At 34.6% G+C, this 26,253-nt stretch carries 14 protein-coding genes, 4 tRNA genes, 5 rRNA genes and 2 pseudogenes (1 of these 25 only partly in view); 19 read left to right on the top strand and 6 right to left on the bottom strand.

Annotated elements, in window-relative coordinates:
- Positions 1-42 precede the first annotated feature (42 nt).
- Together HUE53_RS03160 and HUE53_RS03155 are read left to right on the top strand one after the other, a co-directional pair.
- Positions 43-1,917: a C15 family peptidase gene (locus HUE53_RS03160; RefSeq protein WP_077226012.1), complete on the top strand. Its 1,875-nt coding sequence runs from the start codon at positions 43-45 to the stop codon at positions 1,915-1,917.
- A 2-nt stretch (positions 1,918-1,919) separates the two neighbouring features.
- Positions 1,920-2,378, top strand: coding sequence for a hypothetical protein (locus HUE53_RS03155; RefSeq protein ID WP_014165650.1), 459 nt, complete (start codon positions 1,920-1,922; stop codon positions 2,376-2,378).
- A gap of 231 nt (positions 2,379-2,609) precedes the next feature.
- Here HUE53_RS03155 and HUE53_RS03150 read toward each other — a convergent pair whose 3' ends face one another.
- Together HUE53_RS03150 and hmpA are read right to left on the bottom strand one after the other, a co-directional pair.
- Positions 2,610-3,038, bottom strand: coding sequence for an Rrf2 family transcriptional regulator (locus HUE53_RS03150; protein WP_014165649.1), 429 nt, complete (start codon positions 3,036-3,038; stop codon positions 2,610-2,612).
- Between the two features lie 8 nt (positions 3,039-3,046).
- A complete protein-coding gene (gene hmpA / locus HUE53_RS03145; RefSeq protein WP_014165648.1) occupies positions 3,047-4,243 on the bottom strand; it encodes an NO-inducible flavohemoprotein in 1,197 nt (398 codons plus the stop codon).
- Between the two features lie 159 nt (positions 4,244-4,402).
- Here hmpA and HUE53_RS03140 point away from each other — a divergent pair, with 159 nt between their 5' ends.
- Positions 4,403-5,362, top strand: coding sequence for a phosphoribosylaminoimidazolesuccinocarboxamide synthase (locus tag HUE53_RS03140; protein ID WP_065213306.1), 960 nt, complete (start codon positions 4,403-4,405; stop codon positions 5,360-5,362).
- A gap of 61 nt (positions 5,363-5,423) precedes the next feature.
- Complete coding sequence (locus HUE53_RS03135) at positions 5,424-6,824, top strand: hypothetical protein (protein WP_014165646.1); 1,401 nt, start codon at positions 5,424-5,426, stop codon at positions 6,822-6,824.
- 184 nt (positions 6,825-7,008) lie between these two features.
- Here the strand turns inward: HUE53_RS03135 and HUE53_RS03130 are convergent.
- A pseudogene (locus HUE53_RS03130) lies at positions 7,009-7,254 on the bottom strand (IS982 family transposase); the annotation flags it as partial.
- A 46-nt stretch (positions 7,255-7,300) separates the two neighbouring features.
- Here HUE53_RS03130 and HUE53_RS03125 point away from each other — a divergent pair.
- Together HUE53_RS03125 and HUE53_RS03120 are read left to right on the top strand one after the other, a co-directional pair.
- Positions 7,301-7,798 (top strand): helix-turn-helix domain-containing protein, encoded by a 498-nt coding sequence (locus tag HUE53_RS03125; RefSeq protein ID WP_192188698.1) that lies wholly within the window; start codon positions 7,301-7,303, stop codon positions 7,796-7,798.
- On the top strand, positions 7,758-8,369 hold the full coding sequence (locus tag HUE53_RS03120; RefSeq protein ID WP_138425281.1) for an IS630 family transposase: 612 nt from the start codon (positions 7,758-7,760) through the stop codon (positions 8,367-8,369). The genes HUE53_RS03125 and HUE53_RS03120 overlap by 41 nt, the downstream gene beginning before the upstream one ends.
- A gap of 6 nt (positions 8,370-8,375) precedes the next feature.
- On the opposite strand, the pseudogene HUE53_RS03115 reads toward HUE53_RS03120, so the two are convergent.
- Positions 8,376-8,963: pseudogene (locus HUE53_RS03115) on the bottom strand (transposase); the annotation flags it as partial.
- Positions 8,964-9,630: 667 nt separating this feature from the next.
- On the bottom strand, positions 9,631-10,533 hold the full coding sequence (locus tag HUE53_RS03110; RefSeq protein ID WP_077225357.1) for an IS1595-like element ISFlc1 family transposase: 903 nt from the start codon (positions 10,531-10,533) through the stop codon (positions 9,631-9,633).
- Between the two features lie 244 nt (positions 10,534-10,777).
- Between HUE53_RS03110 and HUE53_RS03105 the strand changes: the two genes are divergently transcribed.
- The 3 genes from HUE53_RS03105 (at position 10,778) to HUE53_RS03095 (ending at position 15,129) form a co-directional block, all read left to right on the top strand.
- The gene (locus HUE53_RS03105; protein ID WP_192188697.1) at positions 10,778-12,169 is read left to right on the top strand and encodes a hypothetical protein; all 1,392 of its coding nucleotides are present in this window, start codon (positions 10,778-10,780) and stop codon (positions 12,167-12,169) included.
- 390 nt (positions 12,170-12,559) lie between these two features.
- On the top strand, positions 12,560-13,321 hold the full coding sequence (locus tag HUE53_RS03100; RefSeq protein WP_014165644.1) for a cyclase family protein: 762 nt from the start codon (positions 12,560-12,562) through the stop codon (positions 13,319-13,321).
- Between the two features lie 497 nt (positions 13,322-13,818).
- Complete coding sequence (locus HUE53_RS03095) at positions 13,819-15,129, top strand: M43 family zinc metalloprotease (protein ID WP_014165643.1); 1,311 nt, start codon at positions 13,819-13,821, stop codon at positions 15,127-15,129.
- 77 nt (positions 15,130-15,206) lie between these two features.
- On the opposite strand, the gene HUE53_RS03090 is transcribed toward HUE53_RS03095, so the two are convergent.
- Positions 15,207-16,295 (bottom strand): M42 family metallopeptidase, encoded by a 1,089-nt coding sequence (locus HUE53_RS03090; protein WP_014165642.1) that lies wholly within the window; start codon positions 16,293-16,295, stop codon positions 15,207-15,209.
- A gap of 80 nt (positions 16,296-16,375) precedes the next feature.
- On the opposite strand from HUE53_RS03090, the gene HUE53_RS03085 reads away from it, so the two are divergent.
- From HUE53_RS03085 to HUE53_RS03040, 10 genes are all read left to right on the top strand, one after another.
- Entirely contained in the window at positions 16,376-17,086 is a 711-nt protein-coding gene (locus HUE53_RS03085) for a DUF4294 domain-containing protein (RefSeq protein ID WP_014165641.1), read from the top strand.
- Positions 17,087-17,852: 766 nt separating this feature from the next.
- Positions 17,853-19,368 (top strand): 16S ribosomal RNA (locus HUE53_RS03080).
- Between the two features lie 97 nt (positions 19,369-19,465).
- A tRNA-Ile gene (locus HUE53_RS03075) sits at positions 19,466-19,539 on the top strand.
- A gap of 113 nt (positions 19,540-19,652) precedes the next feature.
- Positions 19,653-19,729: transfer RNA gene (locus HUE53_RS03070), tRNA-Ala, on the top strand.
- 219 nt (positions 19,730-19,948) lie between these two features.
- Positions 19,949-22,824: ribosomal RNA gene (locus HUE53_RS03065) — 23S ribosomal RNA — on the top strand.
- 169 nt (positions 22,825-22,993) lie between these two features.
- Positions 22,994-23,102 (top strand): 5S ribosomal RNA (gene rrf / locus HUE53_RS03060).
- A 343-nt stretch (positions 23,103-23,445) separates the two neighbouring features.
- Positions 23,446-24,961: ribosomal RNA gene (locus HUE53_RS03055) — 16S ribosomal RNA — on the top strand.
- Positions 24,962-25,059: 98 nt separating this feature from the next.
- Positions 25,060-25,133 (top strand) — tRNA-Ile (locus HUE53_RS03050).
- A 113-nt stretch (positions 25,134-25,246) separates the two neighbouring features.
- A tRNA-Ala gene (locus HUE53_RS03045) sits at positions 25,247-25,323 on the top strand.
- Between the two features lie 219 nt (positions 25,324-25,542).
- Positions 25,543-26,253: ribosomal RNA gene (locus tag HUE53_RS03040) — 23S ribosomal RNA — on the top strand; it runs 2,165 nt beyond the window's last position.
- Together the 16S, 23S and 5S rRNA genes with 4 tRNA genes alongside form the textbook arrangement of a ribosomal RNA operon.

The following is a 26,253-nucleotide window of genomic DNA, read 5'->3' as shown; positions in this document are numbered from 1 at the left end:
TGTTGTGCGTCAGCAACGAGAACCTTTAACCAAAGAAGGAAAATGCGAGAAACGACAAAAATATTTACTGGAGGAAGCAAGACAACCATAGTTGACGGAAAAATAACCGAGACAGTTGGTGGAGATTATCATATTTGGGCAGAAAGTATTGAATATAATGCTGGTGAACAAATTATAATGAGCGGAAAAGAAAAAGGAGTTACATTTGGCGAATATGTTCTACCTGAAAAATATTACGCTACGCATCCTTATGTTGAAAAAGTAGATTTTTTTGACCAAAACAATAAGCTACTCAATCAAAACACCAAAGATTTTTATTATGGTCAAAAACTCAAAATAAAAGTTACCACCAAAAATGCCAAAGACGGCAAAATGATTTATCTTACCTTGCAAGGAAAATCAAAAAGCAAGAACCAAAATTTTGATATGATGAACGGTAGCGGTTACCGTTGGGGCTTTGTTCCTGTTTTTAACAATCAATACGAAACGCCACTTTTTGAACTCAATCCAAATTGGTACAGCGATGATTTAGAAGAATACGATTATGACCAACACATAACCAAAATAAAAGAAGAAGATTTAAACGAATTTTATGTCAAAATTAGCTTTGAAGCCAAACCCGTTTATCTCCCACTCGAAGGCGAACGCCTAAAACCAGTAACCTACAAACGAAATTATGAAGAGTTAATAGGTTTATTCAATACAGATGATTCAGGTTCAAAAGATTTATTAACCAACTACGAAAATAAATTTATAGACGCGCACAAAGAAAAAAACGATGCCATAAAAAACATTGTAGATGGATTCTCTGAATATCTATGCGAGGATAACAGAGATTTAACCACAGACCAAATCGAGGCAAAAGTAATAAAAAGTGCTAAAGAATTGTGGGATTATGCCGTTTGGCAACACAAAGACCATACTTCTACCATTGTTACCACTATCAAAAAAACAGGAGAAAAGGAAAAGGAAATAAAAGAAATAGAAGCCATTCTTGATGACCGACCATTGTATTGGGCAAGAAATGCAATGCAAGTAATCCTAAAACGCCAATATGTTTACATAGAAGATATTAAAGCATTACCCCAAAAAGACCAAGACGATTTCTTTATCAAATCAATAGTTCCGAAAAATAGTAAACTTTACAAAGCAATACAGCTTTTTGAAGAAAACAGCCGTAATTATACTGGAATAGATTTTTCAAAAGCAGTTGGAAATAAAAAAGTTTTGATTACGGGGTTTGATCCGTTTCAACTTAATCCTGATACAAATTTTAATACAAGTATGGGGGCAGATTCTGTAAACACTTTTAATCCTTCTGGTATTTTAGCTTTATTTTTACAAAATAATCAAGATTTACAAAATAAAAATATTCAAATTCAAACTTGTGTATTTCCTGTTCGCTATGAGGATTTTGACAATCAAGTTGTTGAAAATGTAATAAAAGAACATATTGGACAGGTAGATTTGATTATAACTACTAGTTTGAATGGAGGTAACAACTGGTTTGATATTGAAGCAGATGCTATTGAGTATAGGGGAGGTTTCCACGATAATATGTGTATTGGAGGACAGGATTATAAAGAATACAATTACAACTCTAGTAGATTTGTTCTAAACACCAACAAAAAACATAACTTAACTACATTACCAAAAATTAAAATTTTTGGTAATAATCTTTCTGTGAATATAAATGGTTTAGATGTTAGATTTGATAGTTCAAAGTTAAATTCATCGACTGAGGGTGGTGGCGGAAATTATTTGTCAAACGAAATAATGTACAGAACTACAGCCATAAGGGGAGTCTCCTCAAGTAAACCCGTTGGGCATTTCCATTTAGCAAATCTTGATAATGTAACTAGAATTAAAGAGGTTATAGATGTTGCCATAGAAGTAATAAAAAAAATAATTTTATAATTATGAGAACTTTATATACCCTTATTTTATTAAGTTACTTTTATCAACTTTCATATTCACAAGCTTGTGGAGGTGGCAAATTTGTATTTGAATTTTATAGAAAAGATAATTACGAATTGAAATACGAAATTACTTCAGTGGAGATAAAAGATATAAATTTAGCCTCCGAAGATATTTATATGGGAATAGTTATGGATTCAATTAAATTAAAACAGATAAATCAATTTAAAATTGATATAAATAAATTACCCAAATTCATAAATAAATCAATAACTTTTGATAATAAAATTAAAAATAATCAATTAACTTTTAATACACTAGAGTTGTATAATAAATTATTTTTGCTAACAGTTTGGGATAAGAAAACAAAAATTCAAATTCTTGTAAAATTATTTGGAGGTTGTGATAGAAAAAACATTGTTGTTATGGCTGAAAATCCTAAACTAATACCATTAAAATAAATGAACAGTAAACGAACTATAATTGAACCAATTTTGCCGATCGCACAACAAGAGTTTTGAAATAGTGTGGCTTCAGGCTCAATTTAATGTTGGTTTTGTATTTGTAAAGTTCAGTATCTCTTAAACTGAAAGTCTAGGCTTCTTTACTCACACCATCGCAAAGCTCTAAGACGACAAATACTAATTTATAAAAAAACAAAACAATTGCAATATAAGAGGTAATAATAAGGTTTATGACTGGTTAAGTATTTTATTCCAATTTTTAAAACGAAGATCTTCTAAAGTATGTTGATTTAAAGTGAGAATAAATGAATCATACCCTTTCTGTAATAAATGTTTTAATTGGCATTCACTACTCGGAAAAATACAAGGTTTAGCTTTGCAATCAATAATAGGATTTTCATCCTGTTCTAATAAATGAATTAAATTACCAAGAGGGGTTTCTAAGGTTTTTTCAGCAATACGTATTCCGCCTCCTTTGCCTCTTTTGGTTTCTATTAAATTATGATTAGAAAGAAACTGAATAACTTTGATTAGATGATTTCTAGATAAATTAAAAGTACTGGCCAACTCATCTAAAGAAGTAGCTTTTTCTTTGTTTAGATGGACTAAAAAAATTAGTACTCGCATAGAAAAATCCGTAAAGTGATTCAGTTTCATAAACTTTTTTAATTAAGATTTAAAATCTGTGGACCAAACTCTTCAAAATGAATAGCATTTTTATCCACACCTAAGTTGATAAGCGATTGATAATGCGATTTTATAAATAATTCTGGACCACAAATATAGTATTTAGCATCTTCTATTAAAATTTCTTCTTGATGATTCATTAAATTAATGCGTCCTCTTCTTATGTTATCTGTTTCAGAGTCTATTTGTTCATAATATGTATATGATTTTAAGTTTTTGTCTTTTTGAGCTATTTCTTCTATTTCATCTTTAAATGCTTGTACTTTTTCATTACGACAACTATGTATCCATATAGTCTGATTGTCATAATCTTTTTGGCTTTGAAGCATACTTAATAGTGGAGTAATTCCTATTCCTCCGCTTATTAGAACCATTGGATAATCTATTTTTTTTCCAATATTAAAAATGCCTGCAGGAGCTGATACAAATACTTCGCTTCCTTCTTTTTTATGATGTAGAGCATTAGAAACTAATCCGTCAGGATTATTGTTAGTGCCTTTTTCTGATTTTACAGATATTCTATAATATTTTTCGTTAAATGAGGATGAAAGACTGTATTGTCTTGGTTGTTCATGCCCTAATTCTTCTATATGAGTTTTGATTGTAATGTATTGTCCAGGGAGGTAATCAGCAATTGCTTCGTTGTCTTTAGGAGCTAAATAAAAGGATTTAATCTCTTCACTTTCTTCAATGATTCTGGTAATGATAAAACTTCTCCATCCTTTCCATCCTCCTTTTTTGCTAAGATTATTTTGATACATTTCTTCTTCTATTTGTATCATTAGTTGAGCTAATTGCCCGTAAGCTTTTGTCCAAGCACTTAATAAATCCGCTGTTGCCGATTCTTGTAGGACTTCTTTTATAGAAGCGATTAGATGATTTCCTACAATTTCATATTGCTCTTTAGTAATATTAAGACTAACGTGTTTGTTACCAATTGATTTGAGAGTGTTTATTAAAACACTTGGGTTTTCTATATGTTCTGCATAAGCTAATACAGCCATTGCTAAGGCAGTTTGTTGTTTACCACTTGCTTGATTTCCTAAATTAAAAATATTTTTCAATTCAGGATTATGAGCAAACATTCTATTGTAGAAATGTTTTGTTAATAATACACCGTTTTCTCTTAATACAGGAATAGTTGCTTTAATTAATTCTTTTTCGGTTGTTGTCATTATAAATTGTGTTTTATGGAACAAATATATTAAAAAAAACGAATAAGTTGTATTTTAAATACAACAAATAAAAAAAGGATTTATCTTGTGAGTAAATAGGAAACCTTTATTTTTGTAAGACTGTTTACAATAAATGTAAATTATAACAACACAACAGAAATGAATACTATTACTTCTACCCAGTTTAATTTTCCTGGGCAAAAATCAGTTTATCACGGAAAAGTACGTGAAGTTTATAATATCAATGATGATCTATTAGTAATGATTGCTACGGATAGACTATCAGCTTTCGATGTTATCATGCCTAAAGGAATTCCCTACAAAGGACAAATTTTAAATCAAATTGCCACAAAATTCATGGAAATGACAAAGGATATTGTGCCAAATTGGTTAGTGGCAACACCAGACCCTAATGTAGCAATTGGTCATTTATGCGAACCTTTTAAAGTAGAAATGGTTATTAGAGGATACTTATCTGGTCATGCAGCTCGTGAATATAACGCAGGAAAACGTACATTATGCGGTGTTACAATGCCGGAAGGGATGAAACCCAATGATAAATTTCCAGACCCTATAATTACACCCACAACTAAAGCAGCGGTAGGAGTGCATGATGAAGATATTTCAAGAGAAACAATTCTAGCTAAAGGAATTGTTTCTGAAGAAGATTATTTAGTTTTAGAAAAATATACACGTGATTTGTTTCAAAGAGGTACTGAAATTGCCGCATCACAGGGATTAATTTTGGTAGATACTAAATATGAATTTGGTAAAACGAAAGAAGGAACGATTGTTTTAATTGATGAAATTCATACACCTGATTCCTCTCGCTATTTTTATGCTGATGGTTACCAAGAAAGACAAAATAGAGGAGAAGATCAAAAACAATTATCAAAAGAATTTGTGCGTCAGTGGTTAATTTCAAATGGATTTCAAGGGTTGGAAGGGCAAGAAATACCTGAAATGACTGACGAATACATAGGAACCGTTTCTGATAGATATATAGAATTATACGAAAATATTATTGGGGAAAAATTTGAGAAATCAGATATTTCAAATATTTATCAACGAATTGAAAAGAATGTTGTAACTTTTTTGAATGAAAAAAAACATATTTAATTTTTTGTTATATTTGCACTCTTGATCTGACTTATAAAAATAAGTCTATAAATATAATAATATGAAAAAAGTAATTTTAGTTCTTTTGATTAACTTACTACTATCTTGTAGTAATGATAAAGATTGGGTTAATCTAAATACAAACCAACCTACTGATATAGCTGCTCAAGACCCAACAGAAAATGATATAAAACAATATTTTGATTTTCCAGTAACATCTATTAAAAAGGCAGATGAAATCGTTAATAGTATTACTAACACGAGAGGACTTAAAAAAGTAGGGTATAAACAGGTTGATTTATTAGTTGAGAATACCATAATAGAAAAAAAAGATGCTGTTAAAGGAGAGGTAATTGCAAAAATTTCAGGAAAATTTGCTAATAAGCCCTTTTCTAAATCATATACGTTTTCTTGCTCGTCAGATGGACCTATTGATTATTCTGAAGATTCATATATTGCCAGAAATATTCAAATGGAATGGAAACCTGAATTTAAAGACAATAATGGAGAATTAACAGATCTGGATTTTGATGCCTTTTATAGGTTAAAAAAGTTTGATTTATCTACTATAGAATACCTAAGTAAATGGTTTGATTTCTATTCTAAAAAACCAAACTCTGATGAGGCATATAAATTTACTTCTGAAGATTTAAAAAATATTAAAATTACAGAAATAAAAAATTTCAAAGCTGGATTTACATATATAGAACTAATTTCAGAATATAAAAAACATTCATGTAAATTGATGTTTAAATTTGATAAAGAAAAATACTATACAAAAAAGATTGTTTTAAACAAAGATGAAGTAAGAAAATATTATGTGACTGGTGTGTATCAAAATTTAGAACAGTTCAAACAAAGGTTGTTTAAAATCCCAAATGATTTTGTTTTAGATATTATTAGGACCAGTATAAGTGAGAGAGAAAGTCGTTTTTATTGTTCTGTTTCTTTATTAGAAAAAGGAAATGGAAATGAAAAGTTAGTTAATATCTCTCAATATACAATTTCTGGTTTCAAGACTTCATCTGACTTTTCTAAAGAATTTATAGTTCAAACAACCGATGGGCTAGATCGTTATATGCAAGATATTTTGAAAGATATACCTGATGGAGATGTAAAAGCAATAGTTTCTCCTTTACGTGATAAAATTGAAAAAGAGCTTCAATACGGTATGATTAGAGAAGATAATATTATTAATACCCTAGGAGATGATCTTGTTATTCGTTTATCAAATGGACAATTAGCGCTAAAGTTAAAAGAAAAATCCAATAATGATCCTAAAAATTCTATACTTGTACCTTTGAGTGAAAACATTGAACATAAAGATATATACATAAGCTCTAACTTTAGTTTTCAGATAACGTCAGCAGTTAAAAAACAAGGTAAATTAATGCTTCAATTACAATTTCATTTTGATATAGGTCATGGAATTGGAAAAAAAGAAATAGTAGTCAATCTATAAAAACGGTAATGTGGTAAAAAAAACACCAACTGTTTTTTTACCTTTTAATTCTTATAGTGTCCTATCAAATGAGAGAGGACTTTGGTTGTCTGAGGAGCAACCAATCCGTAATAAGTTTGATCATTATACGATAATTAAAAGGATAGTTTTTTAGCTATCCTTTTTTATTAATTAATTCAAGTTGCTAGTTAATCGACTTATTTAATTGGAGTCCAAAAACGAATAATGTTAGTTTTATAAGGAATCCATTTAATGTGACTGCATGTATTGTTCTAGGGAATAATTTTTTAATGTCACTTATTGTGGTTTCTACTTTTTTTCTCATTTTTAATTTTTCATTTTTTTGTTGTTCAGTATCAAATCTTTTTGAATTTGATTTTCGTTGTACTTTCAATAAAATACATTTTTCTTCTTTAGCAAAATCTTCTAATACCATTTTAATTTTGAATTTACTAGAATAATTTGTAATTTTAGGCATGCCAAAGAAAATTCAAATAGTAATAAATGAAGATCTTGATTTTTTAGAAAAATTACTAGTCAAGACAACAGCTTCTTTGAAGAAAGACCGAGTAAAGACTTTGATTCTAATTAAGAAAAGGAAATATGTTTATTATAGTGATATAGCTAAGAAGCTCGGGAGAACTGAAAAGACAGTAAGAGTTTGGGTTCAAGACTATTTAAAAAAAGGTATTTCTGAAATGTTATGTGTTAGAAGTGGAGGAAACAATACTAAGCAAATATCAGATAAAATGGCTAAGTCTATTGAGCAGAAATTGACTGATCCAAAAACAACAATTACATCTTATATAGAATTATTAAAATTACTTGAAGCAGAACGAAACGAAACGGTTAACTATGGAGCTTTATACGCTCATTGTAGACGAAAACATCAATCAAAGTTAAAAATAGCAAGAAAATCCCATTACAAAAAGGATGAAAACGCGGAAGCGTTTTTTAAAAAACCTTGTAAATAAGCTCGAAGAGTGTAGAATTATTCTTAATAAAAATAATTTCAAATCTGTAAACTTATATTTTCAAGATGAAAGTCGCTTGGGGTTGATCACAAAACAAAAAAGAGTTATTACGGCAAAAGGAATAAAAGCCATTGGTACCTATAAGCACAGTTATCTTTATAATTGGCTTTGGGGAAGTTTTTCCCCCATAACAGGTGAGAGTTTTTGTATGACAACACAGAGTGTTTGTAAAGAATTATTTATAAAATATTTGGAAGATTTTAGTAATCACAAACCAACAGAATTAAAGATTATAATAATTGATAATGCAGCATTTCATTCCACAAAAGATGTAATAATTCCTCAGAACATATTTCTGTTACCAATTCCTCCATATTGTCCAGAACTCAACCCTGCTGAAAAAATCTGGCAATGGATGAAAGATAAAATTGCAATGAAAATTTATAATACTCTAGCCGAATTAAATCAAAAAATGGAAGAATTGATAAAAACAGCTGAGAATGAATTAATTAAATCAATAACAGGCTATGAGTTTTATATAAAAGCTTTTTACAGTATTTTTAAAGTTTAAATGGTATAATTTATAATTTGTATAAGCACTATCAGCGTATATTGATGCTTCAGCTGGCAATTTATCAATCATTTTCCCAATAGCCTTTGCATCTCCAGTTTTTCCTGGAGTAAAATGAAAAGCAATTGGTATTCCTGCTTTTGTTGTAAGTAATTGAACTTTTATTCCATAGAAATAGCTTCGCATACTTGCTGTATAACCTCTCCATTTCTTACCACTAACAATTTTACAATTCGCAATTCGCATATTATGACAAAATGCTACTGGAAATGAATCTATTATATATTGCATCTCACAACAAATATCTTTAAAATAAGAACTTATAATCTCAAATAACTCATATAGGATTGATCCAATTTTGTGTAATCTTCTGTTAAATCTACTTTTATCTAACATATCTGGAATAAATCCATATTGTTTCATAAATCGAATAGCTGAATCATGATTTCCATAAAAACTAGTCGATGAAACTAAGGCTGTCAGAATGATTTCACTATCACTTACTTTTCTTCTTATATCATCTTGATGATTAATTCCTTTTAAAATATCATCAATTAAACAAAAAATTGATATAATTTTGTCTTTACAAAGCATGGGTTTCGTTTATTGGTTAGCAAAACAAATTTACTTAACCTTTTGCTTTGTTTTTCATTTTTAAACTAGCAACTTGAATTAATTATCAGGAACCTAATAATATGGCCAAAAAACTGTTTCATTTGGCTTTTATAATATAAACACATCCCAATTACCCAATTTTTAAACCAAATTTATTTATTAGATTTTTAAACTGATTTATTCCCAGCAGTAAATAATTGTCTGCAATTCTTACTCTTAAATTGTTGCTTATTTTGTCGAATTTCTCATTTTATAATTTCTAGACTTTTACAAGTTGGATATCGCTTTTTTTTCTTTGAGTTTTTCATAAATAAAAATAGTTTATTGAAACGAATTTCAATAAACTATTCGAAACGTCATGTTTTAGAATATCTAATACCATTTAAACTTTGAATTTTCTTTTTAAAAATAGTACCTCTACAAAAGCAACAAAAATTAGTGTTGGTTCTCGATGCGTTTCGCGCTCGAACGAACGATGATTTCAATTATATACTCAACCGTCCGTTCGAGTTGTTTTAAAATGAAAAAACAGATCGAGAATTTTACTTTTTAATCCAGTATATTTTAAGTTTAAATGGTATAACAGTTGTTTTACCAACTTTTTTGGCTATTAAATCTTTTAAAAACAGCAAATAAATTAATTGAGTTATACACTTAATATCTGTTTTATATTTTTTTGATAAATTGGTTTTGTATTTAGCATTCTTTCTATGGTTTTATGAAAAATACTTGTTTTAAATTGAGAACGGTTTATTCTAAAACAAAACTCATCAAAATAAGCTTGAATATGCCATTTACTAACATGGGTTGGTATTGTCCTAATCCAAGATTTCAATTGCATTATTATAATATGTAATTCGTTGAAATTTCTTCCTTTATTACTTAATTGCTGTTCAATATTGTAAAGTTTTTTTAGAGGTTCATACCCTCTCCATTTATCGGTTACTATCTTTGCCGTTTGACTTATATGTTCTTCAAAAATTGGAGTTAGTGATTTTGAAGAATAGTCGTCAATAGATTTCACATAGACTCTTTTTATCTGATGTTTTTGGTTTAATTCTACTGCTATTACTGCTTTTTTCTTTTTAGAATCATAACTTCTTCCTTGTTTTGCTTCTTCTTTTCCACCCACAGTAAATTCGTCTACATGAACCAATTCTGACAAAGGATATTTCTGGCTACTTTGCATTGCTTTGCGCACTTTTTGCATAAAATACCAAGCAGTACCTTGGCGAATACCAAAACGTTTGCCCATTTGAATACTTGATACACTTTTACTACTAGTTGTCATTTCGAACACAATACAAAAAGCTTTATGTAAACCAAATTTAACCTTGTGAAACAACGTATTGGCAGTGGCACTTTCAACATGTTGACAATTATAACATTGGTAATTATATCCCGATTTTTCACATCCTTTTGTATGACCACACTTCATACAAATAAAACCATCTTTCCATTTTATTTGTGCTAAATATGCCTTACAAGATTCATCATTTGGCAATTCTTTTATAAAGTTTAGTATATTTTGTCCTTCAAATACTTCCATAATACATGATTTTAAAGACTTAAAGATACAGAAATTAAATGATTAACTCAATAAATTAATATTAGCAAACCCTTTTATCGATAATAGCGATATAAAAATAGTACTGGAAAGATCTTATATTTCTATTTGTTAAATAAAATTAAACAAAAAAGTTTTATTATTTAATTTTTGGCATTATATTTGCTGACTCTTTTTGGATTTAATTTAAAATAAATCTAAATAAATTTTAAAAAAATATTACGTTATGAAAAAAATGATTTTACTTCTTTCGATTAATTTATTGCTGTCTTGTAGTAAAGATAAAGAGCTAAACGATTTAAAACCGGATGATAAAACAAACATGACTACTGATGTGGTTGTATCAGTAGATCCGACTGAAGAGGAGTTAATGAAATATTTTGATATAGAATCTACACAAGATATTGATAAGGCGGCTAATAATATAACAACAATAAGAGAATCAAAGAAGATTGAGGCTAAAGAATTATCAGTAAAGGAAGCAATAATAGAAAAAAAAGATGTTGAACAAGGGATAATTACAGTGAAAGTTTCTGGGAAATTTGCTACAAAAGTTTTTTCAAAAGCATATACATTTTCTAATTTTGTTCAAAAGCCCCATGATTCATACATGCTAAGTAGAGCTAATGTAAGTTGGAAACCCGAATTTGAAAAAAACCCCGAAGAATTGACAGGTATAGATTTTGATGCTTTTTATCGATTAAATAAAAAAGATCTCATTACTATGGAATACTTAAGTAAATGGGTAGATATATATTCAAGTAATCCACCCTCAGGAAAATTCTATAAATTTACTCCTGAGGATCTGAAAAACACAGAAATCGTAGAAGTAACCTATACAGATAGAGCGTTTAATTTTAGAATAAAATATAAAAATACAGTAGGAAACTATATTAGGTTATCTTTTGATAAGAACGTGTATTATAAAACAAAGATAAGCCTAAATAAAGATCAAATAAAAAAATACTACGTTCAAGGGACTTTTGAATATTTTGGAGATTTTTATGCTGATTTAACAAATGTATCAGACGATTTTAATTTAGAATTAGTAGATAATAGTAAAAATTTAGACAGAAGCGAGAATTCTATATCATGTCGTTTATCTTTGTTAACAAAAAATGATGTTGAATTAGCCAATTTTGAATATGATTTTGAAGGATTTAAACCATTGTCTGACTTATCTAAAGAATTAGTTGCTCAAACAACAAGTGAATTAAACCAATATATGATACGTTATTTAATAAATACTCCTGATGGTAACGTTCTAGAAAAAGTAAAAAAAACATCACATCGTTGGATAAAAATGGCTCAATTTGGAGTTATCAGAAAAGATAATATTATTAATACACTGGGAGAAAGTTCTGTTATTCGTTTACCAGATAATCAATTAGCATTAAAACTGCGAAATGGAGAGGCAACTCAATATAATATTTCAGTAGAAGCCTTATTACCTATAAGTACAAGAGTACTTCATCAAGATATATTATTAATTAATCCTTATTTTCAAATAAACTCAGCCGTCAAAAAACAAGGAAAATTAATTGTAGAATTAGAATTATATAATGTTAACGAGCAATCTTTAAAAAATCTCAAAAGAGAAATCGAAATTGAATTATAAGATTTCAATACAAATACTCTTAAATATATAAAATCAATTTTACGGGGCTGTTTGAAAATAAATAACTTAGCGGTTCGTTATCATTTCACCATTAGAAGAAAACACATGGTTAGTATCAATACGATTTTCCCTTTTGGTCGGAAGGATAAAGAGGATATTTTTTTCGACAGCCTCAGTGAAATATTCCCAATCCTTCTATCTTTTAAAAGTTAATGTTGTACCTTTTTAAGAGACTATTCTAACGAATCATAGATCGTTTTGCCAAATAAATCTAAAAAAGTACTTAGGAAATACTTTTTTACTATATCATATAGGGTATTTATATTAAAGATACCATACTAATTCCATTTTATAATTATTATCTTCTGGTTAATATTAAAAAAAATAAACATGAAAATAATTGATCTATCCAAAACAATTTATCAAAACGCTAATGATCCTTTCTTTATGAAAGTTAAGATCAAACATAAACCTCACAAAAAATCAAAATGGATTATAAGATTGTTTGGGTTACCCTTTAATTTATTTCCGAAACATTTTACCGGATGGGCTGATGATATGATTAAACAATTAGGCGTACATGCTACGACTCATTTAGATGCACCCTATCATTATGGTCCCTTTTGTGAGGGAAAACCTGCTAAAACGATTGAGCAAATACCATTAGAATGGTGCTATGGTAATGGCGTTATTATAGACATGAAACACAAAAAAGACTTTGATATAATAACAAAAAACGATATCGAAAATTTTCTAAACCAACAACAAATAAATATTCAACCAGGAAATATAGTTTTAATAAAAACAGGTCGTGATAAATATATATACGACAAAAATTATTATAAAAAAGGAACAGGGATGTCTGCGGAAGCCACATTATTCTTAATCCAAAAAGGAGTAAAAGTAATGGGAATTGATCAATGGGGTTGGGATTTACCCTTGCCTTACCAAATAGAACAAGCAAAAAAAAATAATCGAAGCGATATTTTTTGGGAAGGGCATCTAGTAGGAGTAGATCATGAATATTGTCACATGGAACAGTTAGTTAATTTAGATGAATTGCCTTATACAGGTTTCAAAATTGCTTGTTTCCCTTTAAAATTAAAAGGCGCTTCAGCAGGACCATCAAGAGTTGTTGCTATATTAGAATAAAATAATTACACCTATCTACTCTTAAATTCCCCATAAAATCTGAATCTATTACAAACATAATTAGTAGATAATTGGTTGTTGCCCCATACGTTTTATTTCTAATAAAATTTATATAAAAAGGACGTTTTTTTAAAAGCCTTTACTTAGGATTGTCCTCTGTTATAAAAGGATCAATCCTAAGTACTATGTTGTCTTTTTTTCTGTTAAATGTTACCTTCAGCTAAACCCTATTTATTGTAAGAGTTATACTTAACTCAAAAAACGAATTACGCTTTTTGACCATTAATCAATAGTCAAAACAATCAATCTATTTTTTAGATAAGTGTTCTTTTCTAAAAAAGATAAACGAATACATCTAGGACTTGTAAAAAAAATATAATAGAGGACCTTGTTTTAATAAAATAACAAATAACAAAAAACAAAAACACTCAATTATATGAACAATATTTTATACACCTAATACTAATATTTAATAATTTAATAAAATAAATAGGAAAATGATTAAAATAAAAAAAGAACTTCTAATATTAGTCTCAATAATAAGTTATTCCATTTTTGCTCAAAATATAAAATGTAAGATAACAGAAACCAATACCAATGAGAACAATAATTCAAGAGTAAAAGCAAAGATAAAATGGGATCAAGAGGTACAATTGCCCATAATAACAGATGAAGATCTAAAAAAAGAATTTATCATACCCGTTGTTTTTCATGTTTTTGATGCTGGATATGTTTACTATCCAGAAACAAAAAAAGCAACCCCAAATGCTTATTATGAAACAGATGATAAAAAGATTACAACCGAAAAAATAAAAAAAGCCTTAGAAAAAGTAAATGAAGATTTTAATGGACTCAATGATGATTATGATAGTGTCGATCCCGATTTTGAACCTATAAAATCTAAATTAAATATAAAGTTTGAACTAGCCAAAATAGGGAAGAGAGGAAAGGATAGGCCAGAAGGGTGTGTTAATTTTTATGACAAAGATGAAAAAGGTTTTGGAAAAAATACTCAAACGATTAAAGATTTGATACAAACGAAATATGCCTGGGATAACAATAAATACATCAATGTATATATTCAAAATGACCTTTTTGATGATCAGAAAAATAATTCAGGTGTAGCTACATATCCAGATCAAGAAAAAACAAAAAATAATTTTTCTAGAATAGTTTATAGCGGGACATCTATTTATGGTAATACAGATGTTGAATTTGCTTCTACACTCACTCATGAATTTGCTCACTTTTTAGGATTAATACATACTTTTGAAAATGGATGTACTGGAACAGATGAAGTAGATGATACCCCACAAGAAGATTCTGCAGTAGCAAATACTAGATGTATGTCGGCCATTAATTGCAATAGAGAAAAAATTAATAGCGAAAATTATATGGGATATAATGGATCTCATGGTTGTTACAAAATGTTTACAAAAGGACAAGTACAACGTATGTATAAAGCATTACATCACCCTAGTAGAGAAAAATTATGGCAAAAAGAAAATCTTATAGATACAGGTCTAATGGAAAGAGACCTTTTGGCAAATAATCAATTTGATAAACAAGCAACTTTAAATATATATCCTAATCCTTTTAATTCCAATATAGAAATTTCTATAGATGAAAAAATAAAAGAAGCAAAACTTTTTACTATTCTAGGAGAGGAAATACTTGTTAATCTTCATCCTTTAAACGAAAATCTAATTCATATAGAACGACTAGAATCTTTAAAAACGGGTTTATATATAATAAAGATAACCACATTGTCAGGAAAAACATTCTCTAAAAAAATGACAAAAAAATAAAAAAGATTCTTTAAAACATTAAAGAAAAATCCACTCGAATAAAACCGAGTGGATTTTTTAATCAATAAAACCATTTCCTATTTAAAATAAGAAAAAGTTTCATTGTTTTCAATTTTTAAAAGGATTTCATAAATTAATTTAATGACATTCTCCACATCCTCTCTATGTACCATTTCAACAGTTGTGTGCATATAGCGTAAAGGTAAAGAAATCAAAGCAGATGCAACCCCACCATTACTATAAGCAAAAGCATCCGTGTCTGTACCAGTTACTCTTGAACTTGCGTGTCTTTGAAATGGAATTGCTTTTTCCATAGCCGTATCAACAATTAATTCCCGTAGTCTATTCTGAACAGCAGGAGCATAAGCTATAACAGGACCACGACCTATTTTTAAATCACCTTCAATTTTTTTATCAATCATAGGAGTCGTAGTATCATGACATACGTCAGTTACAATCGCAACATTAGGCTTAATAGTTTGCGTAATCATTTCAGCACCGCGTAATCCAACTTCCTCCTGTACCGAATTTACTATATACAAACCAAAAGGCAATTTTTTATCATTCTCTTTTAGTAAGCGCGCTACTTCAGCTATCATAAAACCACCCATTCGGTTGTCTATAGCACGACATACAAATTTATTGTTATTTAAAATCATAAACTCATCTGGATATGTAATAACACAACCCACATACACACCTAATGATTCTACTTCTTCCTTACTACTACATCCACAATCTATAAAAATATTATGTAAGGAAGCACTTTCTTCCTTACCTCTTCCGCGTGTGTGAATAGCAGGCCAGCCAAAAACCCCCTTTACAATACCATTTTTAGTATGAATGTTTACCCTTTTTGAGGGAGCAATTTGATGGTCAGAACCCCCATTACGGATAACATATATTAAACCATCTTCTGTAATATAATTCACATACCACGATATTTCATCACTATGCCCTTCTATTACCACCTTATAAGGAGCATCTGGATTTATAACACCAACAGCCGTCCCGTATGTATCCGTGATAAAAGTATCTACATAAGGTTTAAGATAATCCATCCAAATTTTTTGCCCTTCACTCTCATATCCCGTAGGAGACGCATTGTTTAAATAGCGTTCTAAAAAGCTTATAGAAAAGTCATTTAATATTGATTCAGTATTCATAATTTTTTTTTGCTAAAATAAAAAAATGGTACAACACTTGTTGAATAAATGTATAATTTTGAACCAAAAATAAATATCAAATGTACAAATACAACATAAGTGTAGTTTTTCTACTTTTTTCCGTACTAACCGTTACGGCTCAAGAGGTAAAAGTCGATTCTACCGAAATCGAGAAAAAACTAGATATAAAGGACACAATAGCACAAGTATCTTACCAATTAGAAGAAGTCTTGGTAACTAATAGAGCCTATAATTTTAAAAACGAAGAAGAACGAAAACGTTTTATGATTCTAAAACGGAGAGTGATGAGAACGTATCCTTACGCAAAAATAGCAGCTGATAGATTGGTAGCCCTTAACAATGGAATGAAACTTTTAAAAACAGAGCGTGATAAAAAAAAATACTTTAAACTAGTTGAAAAATTTTTAACAGAAGAATTTGAAGAACAATTAAAAAAATTAAGCCGAAAAGAGGGGCAAGTTTTAGTCAAACTAATTCATCGTCAAACAGGTATTACCACCTATGAATTAATAGCTGATTTAAAAAATGGTTGGAAAGCCTTTTGGGCTAACAATACAGCAAGTTTATTTGATATAAATTTAAAAACAAAATACGAACCCAATCTAATTGCAGAAGATTATCTTATAGAAAGCGTTTTATATCGTTCCTTCATAGATGGTAGATTGGTAGCGCAAGAATCTAAATTAGGGCATAACTATAACGAACTTCAAAAAAGTTGGCGTCAAAAAGTAAAAGACTATAAAGAAAGACATCCTGAACTACAAAAATAAAGCATAATTAAGAAGGGTTATTTTCTCTTGCAAGAAGAAAATAACCCTTCTTAATTAGAAATGGCTTAAGTACAAAAAAAATAGTTTCTCAATAACCCTATGGGCGTGCCCCTTCGGGTCGGGCTGTCCGTTCTATCTTTTGCTAAAGAAACCCTCACAAAAAAAAGCTATAGCCATTCAGCAAAAGGATGCCACTGCCATCCCTCACGCAAACCACCCTTTAAAAACAAAACAATCCAAAACAGACCATAGAATGATAAAGGCACAAATACTCTAAGAAAAAACGGTCAAAAATCCATCAAAGCAAAAACAAAACACGTACATACCTATTATTAAAACCACCAACAACAACAATAATAAAGACCATTTAAAAGGAAAAACACAAATAAAAAACGATAACTAATTGATTTATAAAAGATAACAAAAAAAAGAAAAAAAAGAAAGCAAGAAACTTGTAAAAAACAAAAAAAAGAGTGTACCTTTGCCGTCCGCAAGGGAAATGTTCATTGAAAAAACCAGTCAAAATAATGAAGCTTACTTCAAAAAAAGTTTTCAAAAAAAGATTTGGTAAATTAAAAAGAAACACTACCTTTGCACCCGCTAAGACGTTAAGTTGAAAGCGAAAAGAGTAAATAAATAAGTTCATAGACATATTGGATTGACAGCACGTTTTAACAGCAATGTTAAAACAGATAAAAATTTAAGAGAGTAAGAAAAACCTAGCATTCTTTGTTAAAAACAAATAGCTGAAAAGCTGTAAAAACATACGATGAAGAGTTTGATCCTGGCTCAGGATGAACGCTAGCGGCAGGCTTAACACATGCAAGTCGAGGGGTAGAAGGAGCTTGCTCCTTTGAGACCGGCGCACGGGTGCGTAACGCGTATGCAATCTACCTTGTACAGGGGGATAGCCCAGAGAAATTTGGATTAATACCCCATAGTATTTTCAGATGGCCTCATTTGATTATTAAAGTTCCAACGGTACAAGATGAGCATGCGTCCCATTAGCTAGTTGGTGTGGTAACGGCATACCAAGGCAACGATGGGTAGGGGTCCTGAGAGGGAGATCCCCCACACTGGTACTGAGACACGGACCAGACTCCTACGGGAGGCAGCAGTGAGGAATATTGGTCAATGGGCGCAAGCCTGAACCAGCCATGCCGCGTGCAGGATGACGGTCCTATGGATTGTAAACTGCTTTTGTACAGGAAGAAACCCTCCCTTGTAAGGGAGCTTGACGGTACTGTAAGAATAAGGATCGGCTAACTCCGTGCCAGCAGCCGCGGTAATACGGAGGATCCAAGCGTTATCCGGAATCATTGGGTTTAAAGGGTCCGTAGGCGGTTTTATAAGTCAGTGGTGAAATCTGGTCGCTCAACGATCAAACGGCCATTGATACTGTAAGACTTGAATTACTTGGAAGTAACTAGAATATGTAGTGTAGCGGTGAAATGCTTAGAGATTACATGGAATACCGATTGCGAAGGCAGGTTACTACGAGTATATTGACGCTGATGGACGAAAGCGTGGGGAGCGAACAGGATTAGATACCCTGGTAGTCCACGCCGTAAACGATGGATACTAGCTGTTTGGAGCAATCTGAGTGGCTAAGCGAAAGTGATAAGTATCCCACCTGGGGAGTACGCTCGCAAGAGTGAAACTCAAAGGAATTGACGGGGGCCCGCACAAGCGGAGGAGCATGTGGTTTAATTCGATGATACGCGAGGAACCTTACCAAGGCTTAAATGGGAAACGACAGATTTGGAAACAGATCTTTCTTCGGACGTTTTTCAAGGTGCTGCATGGTTGTCGTCAGCTCGTGCCGTGAGGTGTCAGGTTAAGTCCTATAACGAGCGCAACCCCTGTTGCTAGTTGCCAGCGAGTCATGTCGGGAACTCTAGCAAGACTGCCGGTGCAAACCGCGAGGAAGGTGGGGATGACGTCAAATCATCACGGCCCTTACGCCTTGGGCTACACACGTGCTACAATGGACGGTACAGAGAGCAGCCACTACGCAAGTAGGAGCGAATCTACAAAACCGTTCTCAGTTCGGATCGGAGTCTGCAACTCGACTCCGTGAAGCTGGATTCGCTAGTAATCGCAGATCAGCCATGCTGCGGTGAATACGTTCCCGGGCCTTGTACACACCGCCCGTCAAGCCATGGAAGCTGGGGGTACCTGAAGTCGGTGACCGCAAGGAGCTGCCTAGGGTAAAACTGGTAACTAGGGCTAAGTCGTAACAAGGTAGCCGTACCGGAAGGTGCGGCTGGAACACCTCCTTTCTAGAGACAAAAAAGAAGCTATTTTTTAATTTAGATACTAAATTAAAAAAACTTACTCTCGCTGTTAATTCAAAAAAAGGAAAGGCTTAAAATACAGAGTCTCGTAGCTCAGCTGGTTAGAGTACTACACTGATAATGTAGGGGTCGGCAGTTCGAGTCTGCCCGGGACTACTTTTTAAAGCACAAGGAAATTCTAGAAGCGAATTTTGAATTATAAATTTTAAATGATGAATTTGAAAAATAATTCAAAAAAATAATTCAACATCCAAAATAGAAAAAAGATTGGGGGATTAGCTCAGCTGGCTAGAGCGCCTGCCTTGCACGCAGGAGGTCATCGGTTCGACTCCGATATTCTCCACCAAATTGATTTGAAAATGAATTGATTTGAAAATTTGAAAATGATCATCATTTTCAAATTAACGAATCTTAAAATCTTCAAATTGAGTAAAGTTCATTGACATATTGAGATAAACATACAAACAAGTAGAAAGAACACTTTAGTAATTAGTAAAGAGTGAATAGTAATTAGTCTTAGGACTAGTCACTAATTACTTAGAGCTAATCACTAAAAAAAAGAAAACAATAAGCAAAATAAGGGCGTATGGGGGATGCCTAGGCTCTCAGAGGCGAAGAAGGACGTGATAAGCTGCGAAAAGCTGCGGGGATTGGCACATACGAATTGATCCGCAGATATCCCAATGGGGCAACCCACTATGTTGAAGACATAGTATCCAATAGGAGGCGAACCCGCTGAACTGAAACATCTAAGTAGGCGGAGGAGAAGAAAACAAAAGTGATTGCGTAAGTAGTGGCGAGCGAAAGCGCATTAGCCCAAACCAGTGTTGTTACGGCAATACTGGGGTTGTAGGACCACAATATTTCTTGTAAACCGAATTAGAATAACCTGGAAAGGTTAACCACAGAGGGTGATAGTCCCGTATAAGTAAGGAATATAAAGGATAGTGGTATCCTGAGTAGGGCGGGGCACGTGAAACCCTGTCTGAATCTGGCGGGACCATCCGCTAAGGCTAAATACTCCTGAGAGACCGATAGTGAACCAGTACTGTGAAGGAAAGGTGAAAAGAACCGTGAATAACGGAGTGAAATAGAACCTGAAACCATACGCCTACAAGCGGTCGGAGCAGCAAAAGCTGTGACGGCGTGCCTTTTGCATAATGAGCCTACGAGTTAACGTTGCTGGCAAGGTTAAGCACTTCAGGTGCGGATCCGTAGCGAAAGCGAGTCTGAATAGGGCGCTTGAGTCAGTAATGTTAGACGCGAAACCGTGTGATCTACCCATGGGCAGGATGAAGCTGTGGTAACACATAGTGGAGGTCCGAACCGGTTGACGTTGAAAAGTCTTCGGATGACCTGTGGGTAGGGGTGAAAGGCCAATCAAACTCGGAAATAGCTCGTACTCCCCGAAATGCATTTAGGTGCAGCGCAGTGGTAGAGTTATATAGAGGTAGAGCTACTGATTGGATGCGGGGGCTTCACCGCCTACCAATTCCTGACAAACTCCGAATGCTATATAATATACACAGCAGTGAGGGCTGGGGTGCTAAGGTCCCAGTCCGAGAGGGAAAGAACCCAGACCATCAGCTAAGGTCCCCAAATGTATACTAAGTTGATCAAACGCGGTTTGATTGCATCGACAGCTAGGATGTTGGCTTGGAAGCAGCCATTCATTTAAAGAGTGCGTAACAGCTCACTAGTCGAGCGATCGAGCATGGATAATAATCGGGCATAAGTATACTACCGAAGCTATGGATTTGACAAAAGTCAAGTGGTAGGGGAGCATTCTAACATCGTAGAAGGGATTCCGTGAGGATTTCTGGAGAGGTTAGAAAAGAAAATGTAGGCATAAGTAACGATAAGGGGTGCGAGAAACACCCCCGCCGCAAAACTAAGGTTTCCGCAGCTATGCTAATCAGCTGCGGGTTAGTCGGGACCTAAGGCGAATCCGAAAGGAACAGTCGATGGCCAACGGGTTAATATTCCCGTACTACTTATAATTGTGATGGAGTGACGCAGTGGTGAAAGTACCGCGAACTGACGGAATAGTTCGTTAAAGCACCTAGCTATAGGCCCGGTAGGCAAATCCGCTGGGACTGGTGAAATGCGATAGTACTCGGATTCTTCGGATGATGGGATAGTGTACCTAAAGGCTGCCAAGAAAACCTTCTAAACATAGATTATAAGTACCCGTACCGTAAACCGACACAGGTAGTTGAGGAGAGTATCCTAAGGCGCTCGAGAGATTCATGGCTAAGGAATTAGGCAAAATAGACCTGTAACTTCGGGAGAAAGGTCGCCAGCGCAAGCTGGCCGCAGTGAAAAGGTCCAGGCGACTGTTTATCAAAAACACAGGGCTCTGCCAAATCGTAAGATGAAGTATAGGGCCTGACACCTGCCCGGTGCTGGAAGGTTAAGAGGAGATGTTATGAGCAATCAGAAGCATTGAATTGAAGCCCCAGTAAACGGCGGCCGTAACTATAACGGTCCTAAGGTAGCGAAATTCCTTGTCGGGTAAGTTCCGACCTGCACGAATGGTGTAACGATCTGGACACTGTCTCAGCCATGAGCTCGGTGAAATTGTAGTATCGGTGAAGATGCCGATTACCCGCAGTGGGACGAAAAGACCCTGTGCACCTTTACTATAGCTTAGTATTGACCTTGGATAAGTGATGTGTAGGATAGGTGGGAGACTGTGAAATGGCGTCGCTAGGCGTTGTGGAGTCATTGTTGAAATACCACCCTTTGCTTATCTGAGGCCTAACTCCATATTGTGGAGGACATTGCTTGGTGGGTAGTTTGACTGGGGTGGTCGCCTCCAAAAGAGTAACGGAGGCTTCTAAAGGTTCCCTCAGCACGCTTGGTAACCGTGCGTAGAGTGCAATGGCATAAGGGAGCTTGACTGAGAGACATACAGGTCGATCAGGTACGAAAGTAGAGCATAGTGATCCGGTGGTTCCGCATGGAAGGGCCATCGCTCAAAGGATAAAAGGTACGCCGGGGATAACAGGCTGATCTCCCCCAAGAGCTCATATCGACGGGGGGGTTTGGCACCTCGATGTCGGCTCGTCACATCCTGGGGCTGGAGAAGGTCCCAAGGGTTGGGCTGTTCGCCCATTAAAGTGGCACGCGAGCTGGGTTCAGAACGTCGTGAGACAGTTCGGTCTCTATCTACTGTGGGCGTTAGAAATTTGAGTGGATCTGACTCTAGTACGAGAGGACCGAGTTGGACCAACCACTGGTGTATCTGTTGTTCCGCCAGGAGCACCGCAGAGTAGCTACGTTGGGAAGGGATAAGCGCTGAAAGCATATAAGCGCGAAACCCACCACAAGATGAGATTTCTTTTAAGGGTCGTGGAAGATGACCACGTTGATAGGCTATAGATGTAAAGGCAGTAATGTCACAGTCAAGTAGTACTAATAACCCGTAAGCTTATTGTAAGAGCCCCCTAACCCCCAAAGGGGGAACCTCAGGGGGCTCGTAAAATTCTTTCCAAATTAAATATTTATCTCAATATGTTAAAATATTTGTTTCGTTTAAAAACGAGACAGTCTTAAATAAGAAAGTCCAAAGGAAACTTTACGACATTCGACTTTAGACTTAAAACCTTAAGGTGGTTATTGCGGCGGGGCTCACCTCTTCCCATTTCGAACAGAGAAGTTAAGCCCGCCAGCGTCGATGGTACTGCATTTTGTGGGAGAGTAGATCGCCGCCTTTCTTTATTCTGATACAAGTCAGAATTCGACATAGAACATCCCCTGACTACCAGGGGATTTTTTATCTCAACAAAGCAAAAAAAAGTTCTTTAGAATAAGAAAACCAGTTTTAAATAAATTTTCAAAAAAAAGTAAAAAAAAGCTTGGAAATACTAAAAGAAACACTACCTTTGCACCCGCTAAGACGTTAAGTTGAAAGCGAAAAAAGTAAATAAATAAGTTCATAGACATATTGGATTGACAGCACGTTTTAACAGCAATGTTAAAACAGATAAAAATTTAAGAGAGTAAGAAAAACCTAGCATTCTTTGTCAAAAACAAATAGCTGAAAAGCTGTAAAAACATACGATGAAGAGTTTGATCCTGGCTCAGGATGAACGCTAGCGGCAGGCTTAACACATGCAAGTCGAGGGGTAGAAGGAGCTTGCTCCTTTGAGACCGGCGCACGGGTGCGTAACGCGTATGCAATCTACCTTGTACAGGGGGATAGCCCAGAGAAATTTGGATTAATACCCCATAGTATTTTCAGATGGCCTCATTTGATTATTAAAGTTCCAACGGTACAAGATGAGCATGCGTCCCATTAGCTAGTTGGTGTGGTAACGGCATACCAAGGCAACGATGGGTAGGGGTCCTGAGAGGGAGATCCCCCACACTGGTACTGAGACACGGACCAGACTCCTACGGGAGGCAGCAGTGAGGAATATTGGTCAATGGGCGCAAGCCTGAACCAGCCATGCCGCGTGCAGGATGACGGTCCTATGGATTGTAAACTGCTTTTGTACAGGAAGAAACCCTCCCTTGTAAGGGAGCTTGACGGTACTGTAAGAATAAGGATCGGCTAACTCCGTGCCAGCAGCCGCGGTAATACGGAGGATCCAAGCGTTATCCGGAATCATTGGGTTTAAAGGGTCCGTAGGCGGTTTTATAAGTCAGTGGTGAAATCTGGTCGCTCAACGATCAAACGGCCATTGATACTGTAAGACTTGAATTACTTGGAAGTAACTAGAATATGTAGTGTAGCGGTGAAATGCTTAGAGATTACATGGAATACCGATTGCGAAGGCAGGTTACTACGAGTATATTGACGCTGATGGACGAAAGCGTGGGGAGCGAACAGGATTAGATACCCTGGTAGTCCACGCCGTAAACGATGGATACTAGCTGTTTGGAGCAATCTGAGTGGCTAAGCGAAAGTGATAAGTATCCCACCTGGGGAGTACGCTCGCAAGAGTGAAACTCAAAGGAATTGACGGGGGCCCGCACAAGCGGAGGAGCATGTGGTTTAATTCGATGATACGCGAGGAACCTTACCAAGGCTTAAATGGGAAACGACAGATTTGGAAACAGATCTTTCTTCGGACGTTTTTCAAGGTGCTGCATGGTTGTCGTCAGCTCGTGCCGTGAGGTGTCAGGTTAAGTCCTATAACGAGCGCAACCCCTGTTGCTAGTTGCCAGCGAGTCATGTCGGGAACTCTAGCAAGACTGCCGGTGCAAACCGCGAGGAAGGTGGGGATGACGTCAAATCATCACGGCCCTTACGCCTTGGGCTACACACGTGCTACAATGGACGGTACAGAGAGCAGCCACTACGCAAGTAGGAGCGAATCTACAAAACCGTTCTCAGTTCGGATCGGAGTCTGCAACTCGACTCCGTGAAGCTGGATTCGCTAGTAATCGCAGATCAGCCATGCTGCGGTGAATACGTTCCCGGGCCTTGTACACACCGCCCGTCAAGCCATGGAAGCTGGGGGTACCTGAAGTCGGTGACCGCAAGGAGCTGCCTAGGGTAAAACTGGTAACTAGGGCTAAGTCGTAACAAGGTAGCCGTACCGGAAGGTGCGGCTGGAACACCTCCTTTCTAGAGACAAAAAAGAAGCTATTTTTTAATTTAGATACTAAATTAAAAAAACTTACTCTCGCTGTTAATTCAAAAAAAAGAAAAGGCTTAAAATACAGAGTCTCGTAGCTCAGCTGGTTAGAGTACTACACTGATAATGTAGGGGTCGGCAGTTCGAGTCTGCCCGGGACTACTTTTTAAAGCACAAGGAAATTCTAGAAGCGAATTTTGAATTATAAATTTTAAATGATGAATTTGAAAAATAATTCAAAAAAATAATTCAACATCCAAAATAGAAAAAAGATTGGGGGATTAGCTCAGCTGGCTAGAGCGCCTGCCTTGCACGCAGGAGGTCATCGGTTCGACTCCGATATTCTCCACCAAATTGATTTGAAAATGAATTGATTTGAAAATTTGAAAATGATCATCATTTTCAAATTAACGAATCTTAAAATCTTCAAATTGAGTAAAGTTCATTGACATATTGAGATAAACATACAAACAAGTAGAAAGAACACTTTAGTAATTAGTAAAGAGTGAATAGTAATTAGTCTTAGGACTAGTCACTAATTACTTAGAGCTAATCACTAAAAAAAAGAAAACAATAAGCAAAATAAGGGCGTATGGGGGATGCCTAGGCTCTCAGAGGCGAAGAAGGACGTGATAAGCTGCGAAAAGCTGCGGGGATTGGCACATACGAATTGATCCGCAGATATCCCAATGGGGCAACCCACTATGTTGAAGACATAGTATCCAATAGGAGGCGAACCCGCTGAACTGAAACATCTAAGTAGGCGGAGGAGAAGAAAACAAAAGTGATTGCGTAAGTAGTGGCGAGCGAAAGCGCATTAGCCCAAACCAGTGTTGTTACGGCAATACTGGGGTTGTAGGACCACAATATTTCTTGTAAACCGAATTAGAATAACCTGGAAAGGTTAACCACAGAGGGTGATAGTCCCGTATAAGTAAGGAATATAAAGGATAGTGGTATCCTGAGTAGGGCGGGGCACGTGAAACCCTGTCTGAATCTGGCGGGACCATCCGCTAAGGCTAAATACTCCTGAGAGACCGATAGTGAACCAGTACTGTGAAGGAAAGGTGAAAAGAACCGTGAATAACGGAGTGAAATAGAACCTGAAACCATACGCCTACAAGCGGTCGGAGCAGCAAAAGCTGTGACGGCGTGCCTTTTGCATAATGAGCCTACGAGTTAACGTTGCTGGCAAGGTTAAGCACTTCAGGTGCGGATCCGTAGCGAAAGCGAGTCTGAATAGGGCGCTTGAGTCAGTAATGTTAGACGCGAAACCGTGTGA

Origin of the sequence: Flavobacterium columnare (assembly GCF_014844295.1) — a bacterium.
Taxonomy (GTDB): domain Bacteria; phylum Bacteroidota; class Bacteroidia; order Flavobacteriales; family Flavobacteriaceae; genus Flavobacterium; species Flavobacterium columnare.
This window is presented reverse-complemented; position numbering and strand designations above follow the sequence as displayed.

Coding starts and splice junctions, on each gene's coding strand:
- HUE53_RS03150 (WP_014165649.1), bottom strand. CDS start 3,038: ATGAAACTGAATCACTTTACGGATTTTTCTATGCGAGTACTAATTTTT.
- HUE53_RS03135 (WP_014165646.1), top strand. CDS start 5,424: ATGAAAAAAGTAATTTTAGTTCTTTTGATTAACTTACTACTATCTTGT.
- HUE53_RS03110 (WP_077225357.1), bottom strand. CDS start 10,533: ATGGAAGTATTTGAAGGACAAAATATACTAAACTTTATAAAAGAATTG.
- HUE53_RS03120 (WP_138425281.1), top strand. CDS start 7,758: ATGAAAACGCGGAAGCGTTTTTTAAAAAACCTTGTAAATAAGCTCGAA.
- HUE53_RS03125 (WP_192188698.1), top strand. CDS start 7,301: ATGCCAAAGAAAATTCAAATAGTAATAAATGAAGATCTTGATTTTTTA.
- HUE53_RS03095 (WP_014165643.1), top strand. CDS start 13,819: ATGATTAAAATAAAAAAAGAACTTCTAATATTAGTCTCAATAATAAGT.
- HUE53_RS03105 (WP_192188697.1), top strand. CDS start 10,778: ATGAAAAAAATGATTTTACTTCTTTCGATTAATTTATTGCTGTCTTGT.
- HUE53_RS03100 (WP_014165644.1), top strand. CDS start 12,560: ATGAAAATAATTGATCTATCCAAAACAATTTATCAAAACGCTAATGAT.
- HUE53_RS03085 (WP_014165641.1), top strand. CDS start 16,376: ATGTACAAATACAACATAAGTGTAGTTTTTCTACTTTTTTCCGTACTA.
- HUE53_RS03160 (WP_077226012.1), top strand. CDS start 43: ATGCGAGAAACGACAAAAATATTTACTGGAGGAAGCAAGACAACCATA.
- hmpA (WP_014165648.1), bottom strand. CDS start 4,243: ATGACAACAACCGAAAAAGAATTAATTAAAGCAACTATTCCTGTATTA.
- HUE53_RS03155 (WP_014165650.1), top strand. CDS start 1,920: ATGAGAACTTTATATACCCTTATTTTATTAAGTTACTTTTATCAACTT.
- HUE53_RS03140 (WP_065213306.1), top strand. CDS start 4,403: ATGAATACTATTACTTCTACCCAGTTTAATTTTCCTGGGCAAAAATCA.
- HUE53_RS03090 (WP_014165642.1), bottom strand. CDS start 16,295: ATGAATACTGAATCAATATTAAATGACTTTTCTATAAGCTTTTTAGAA.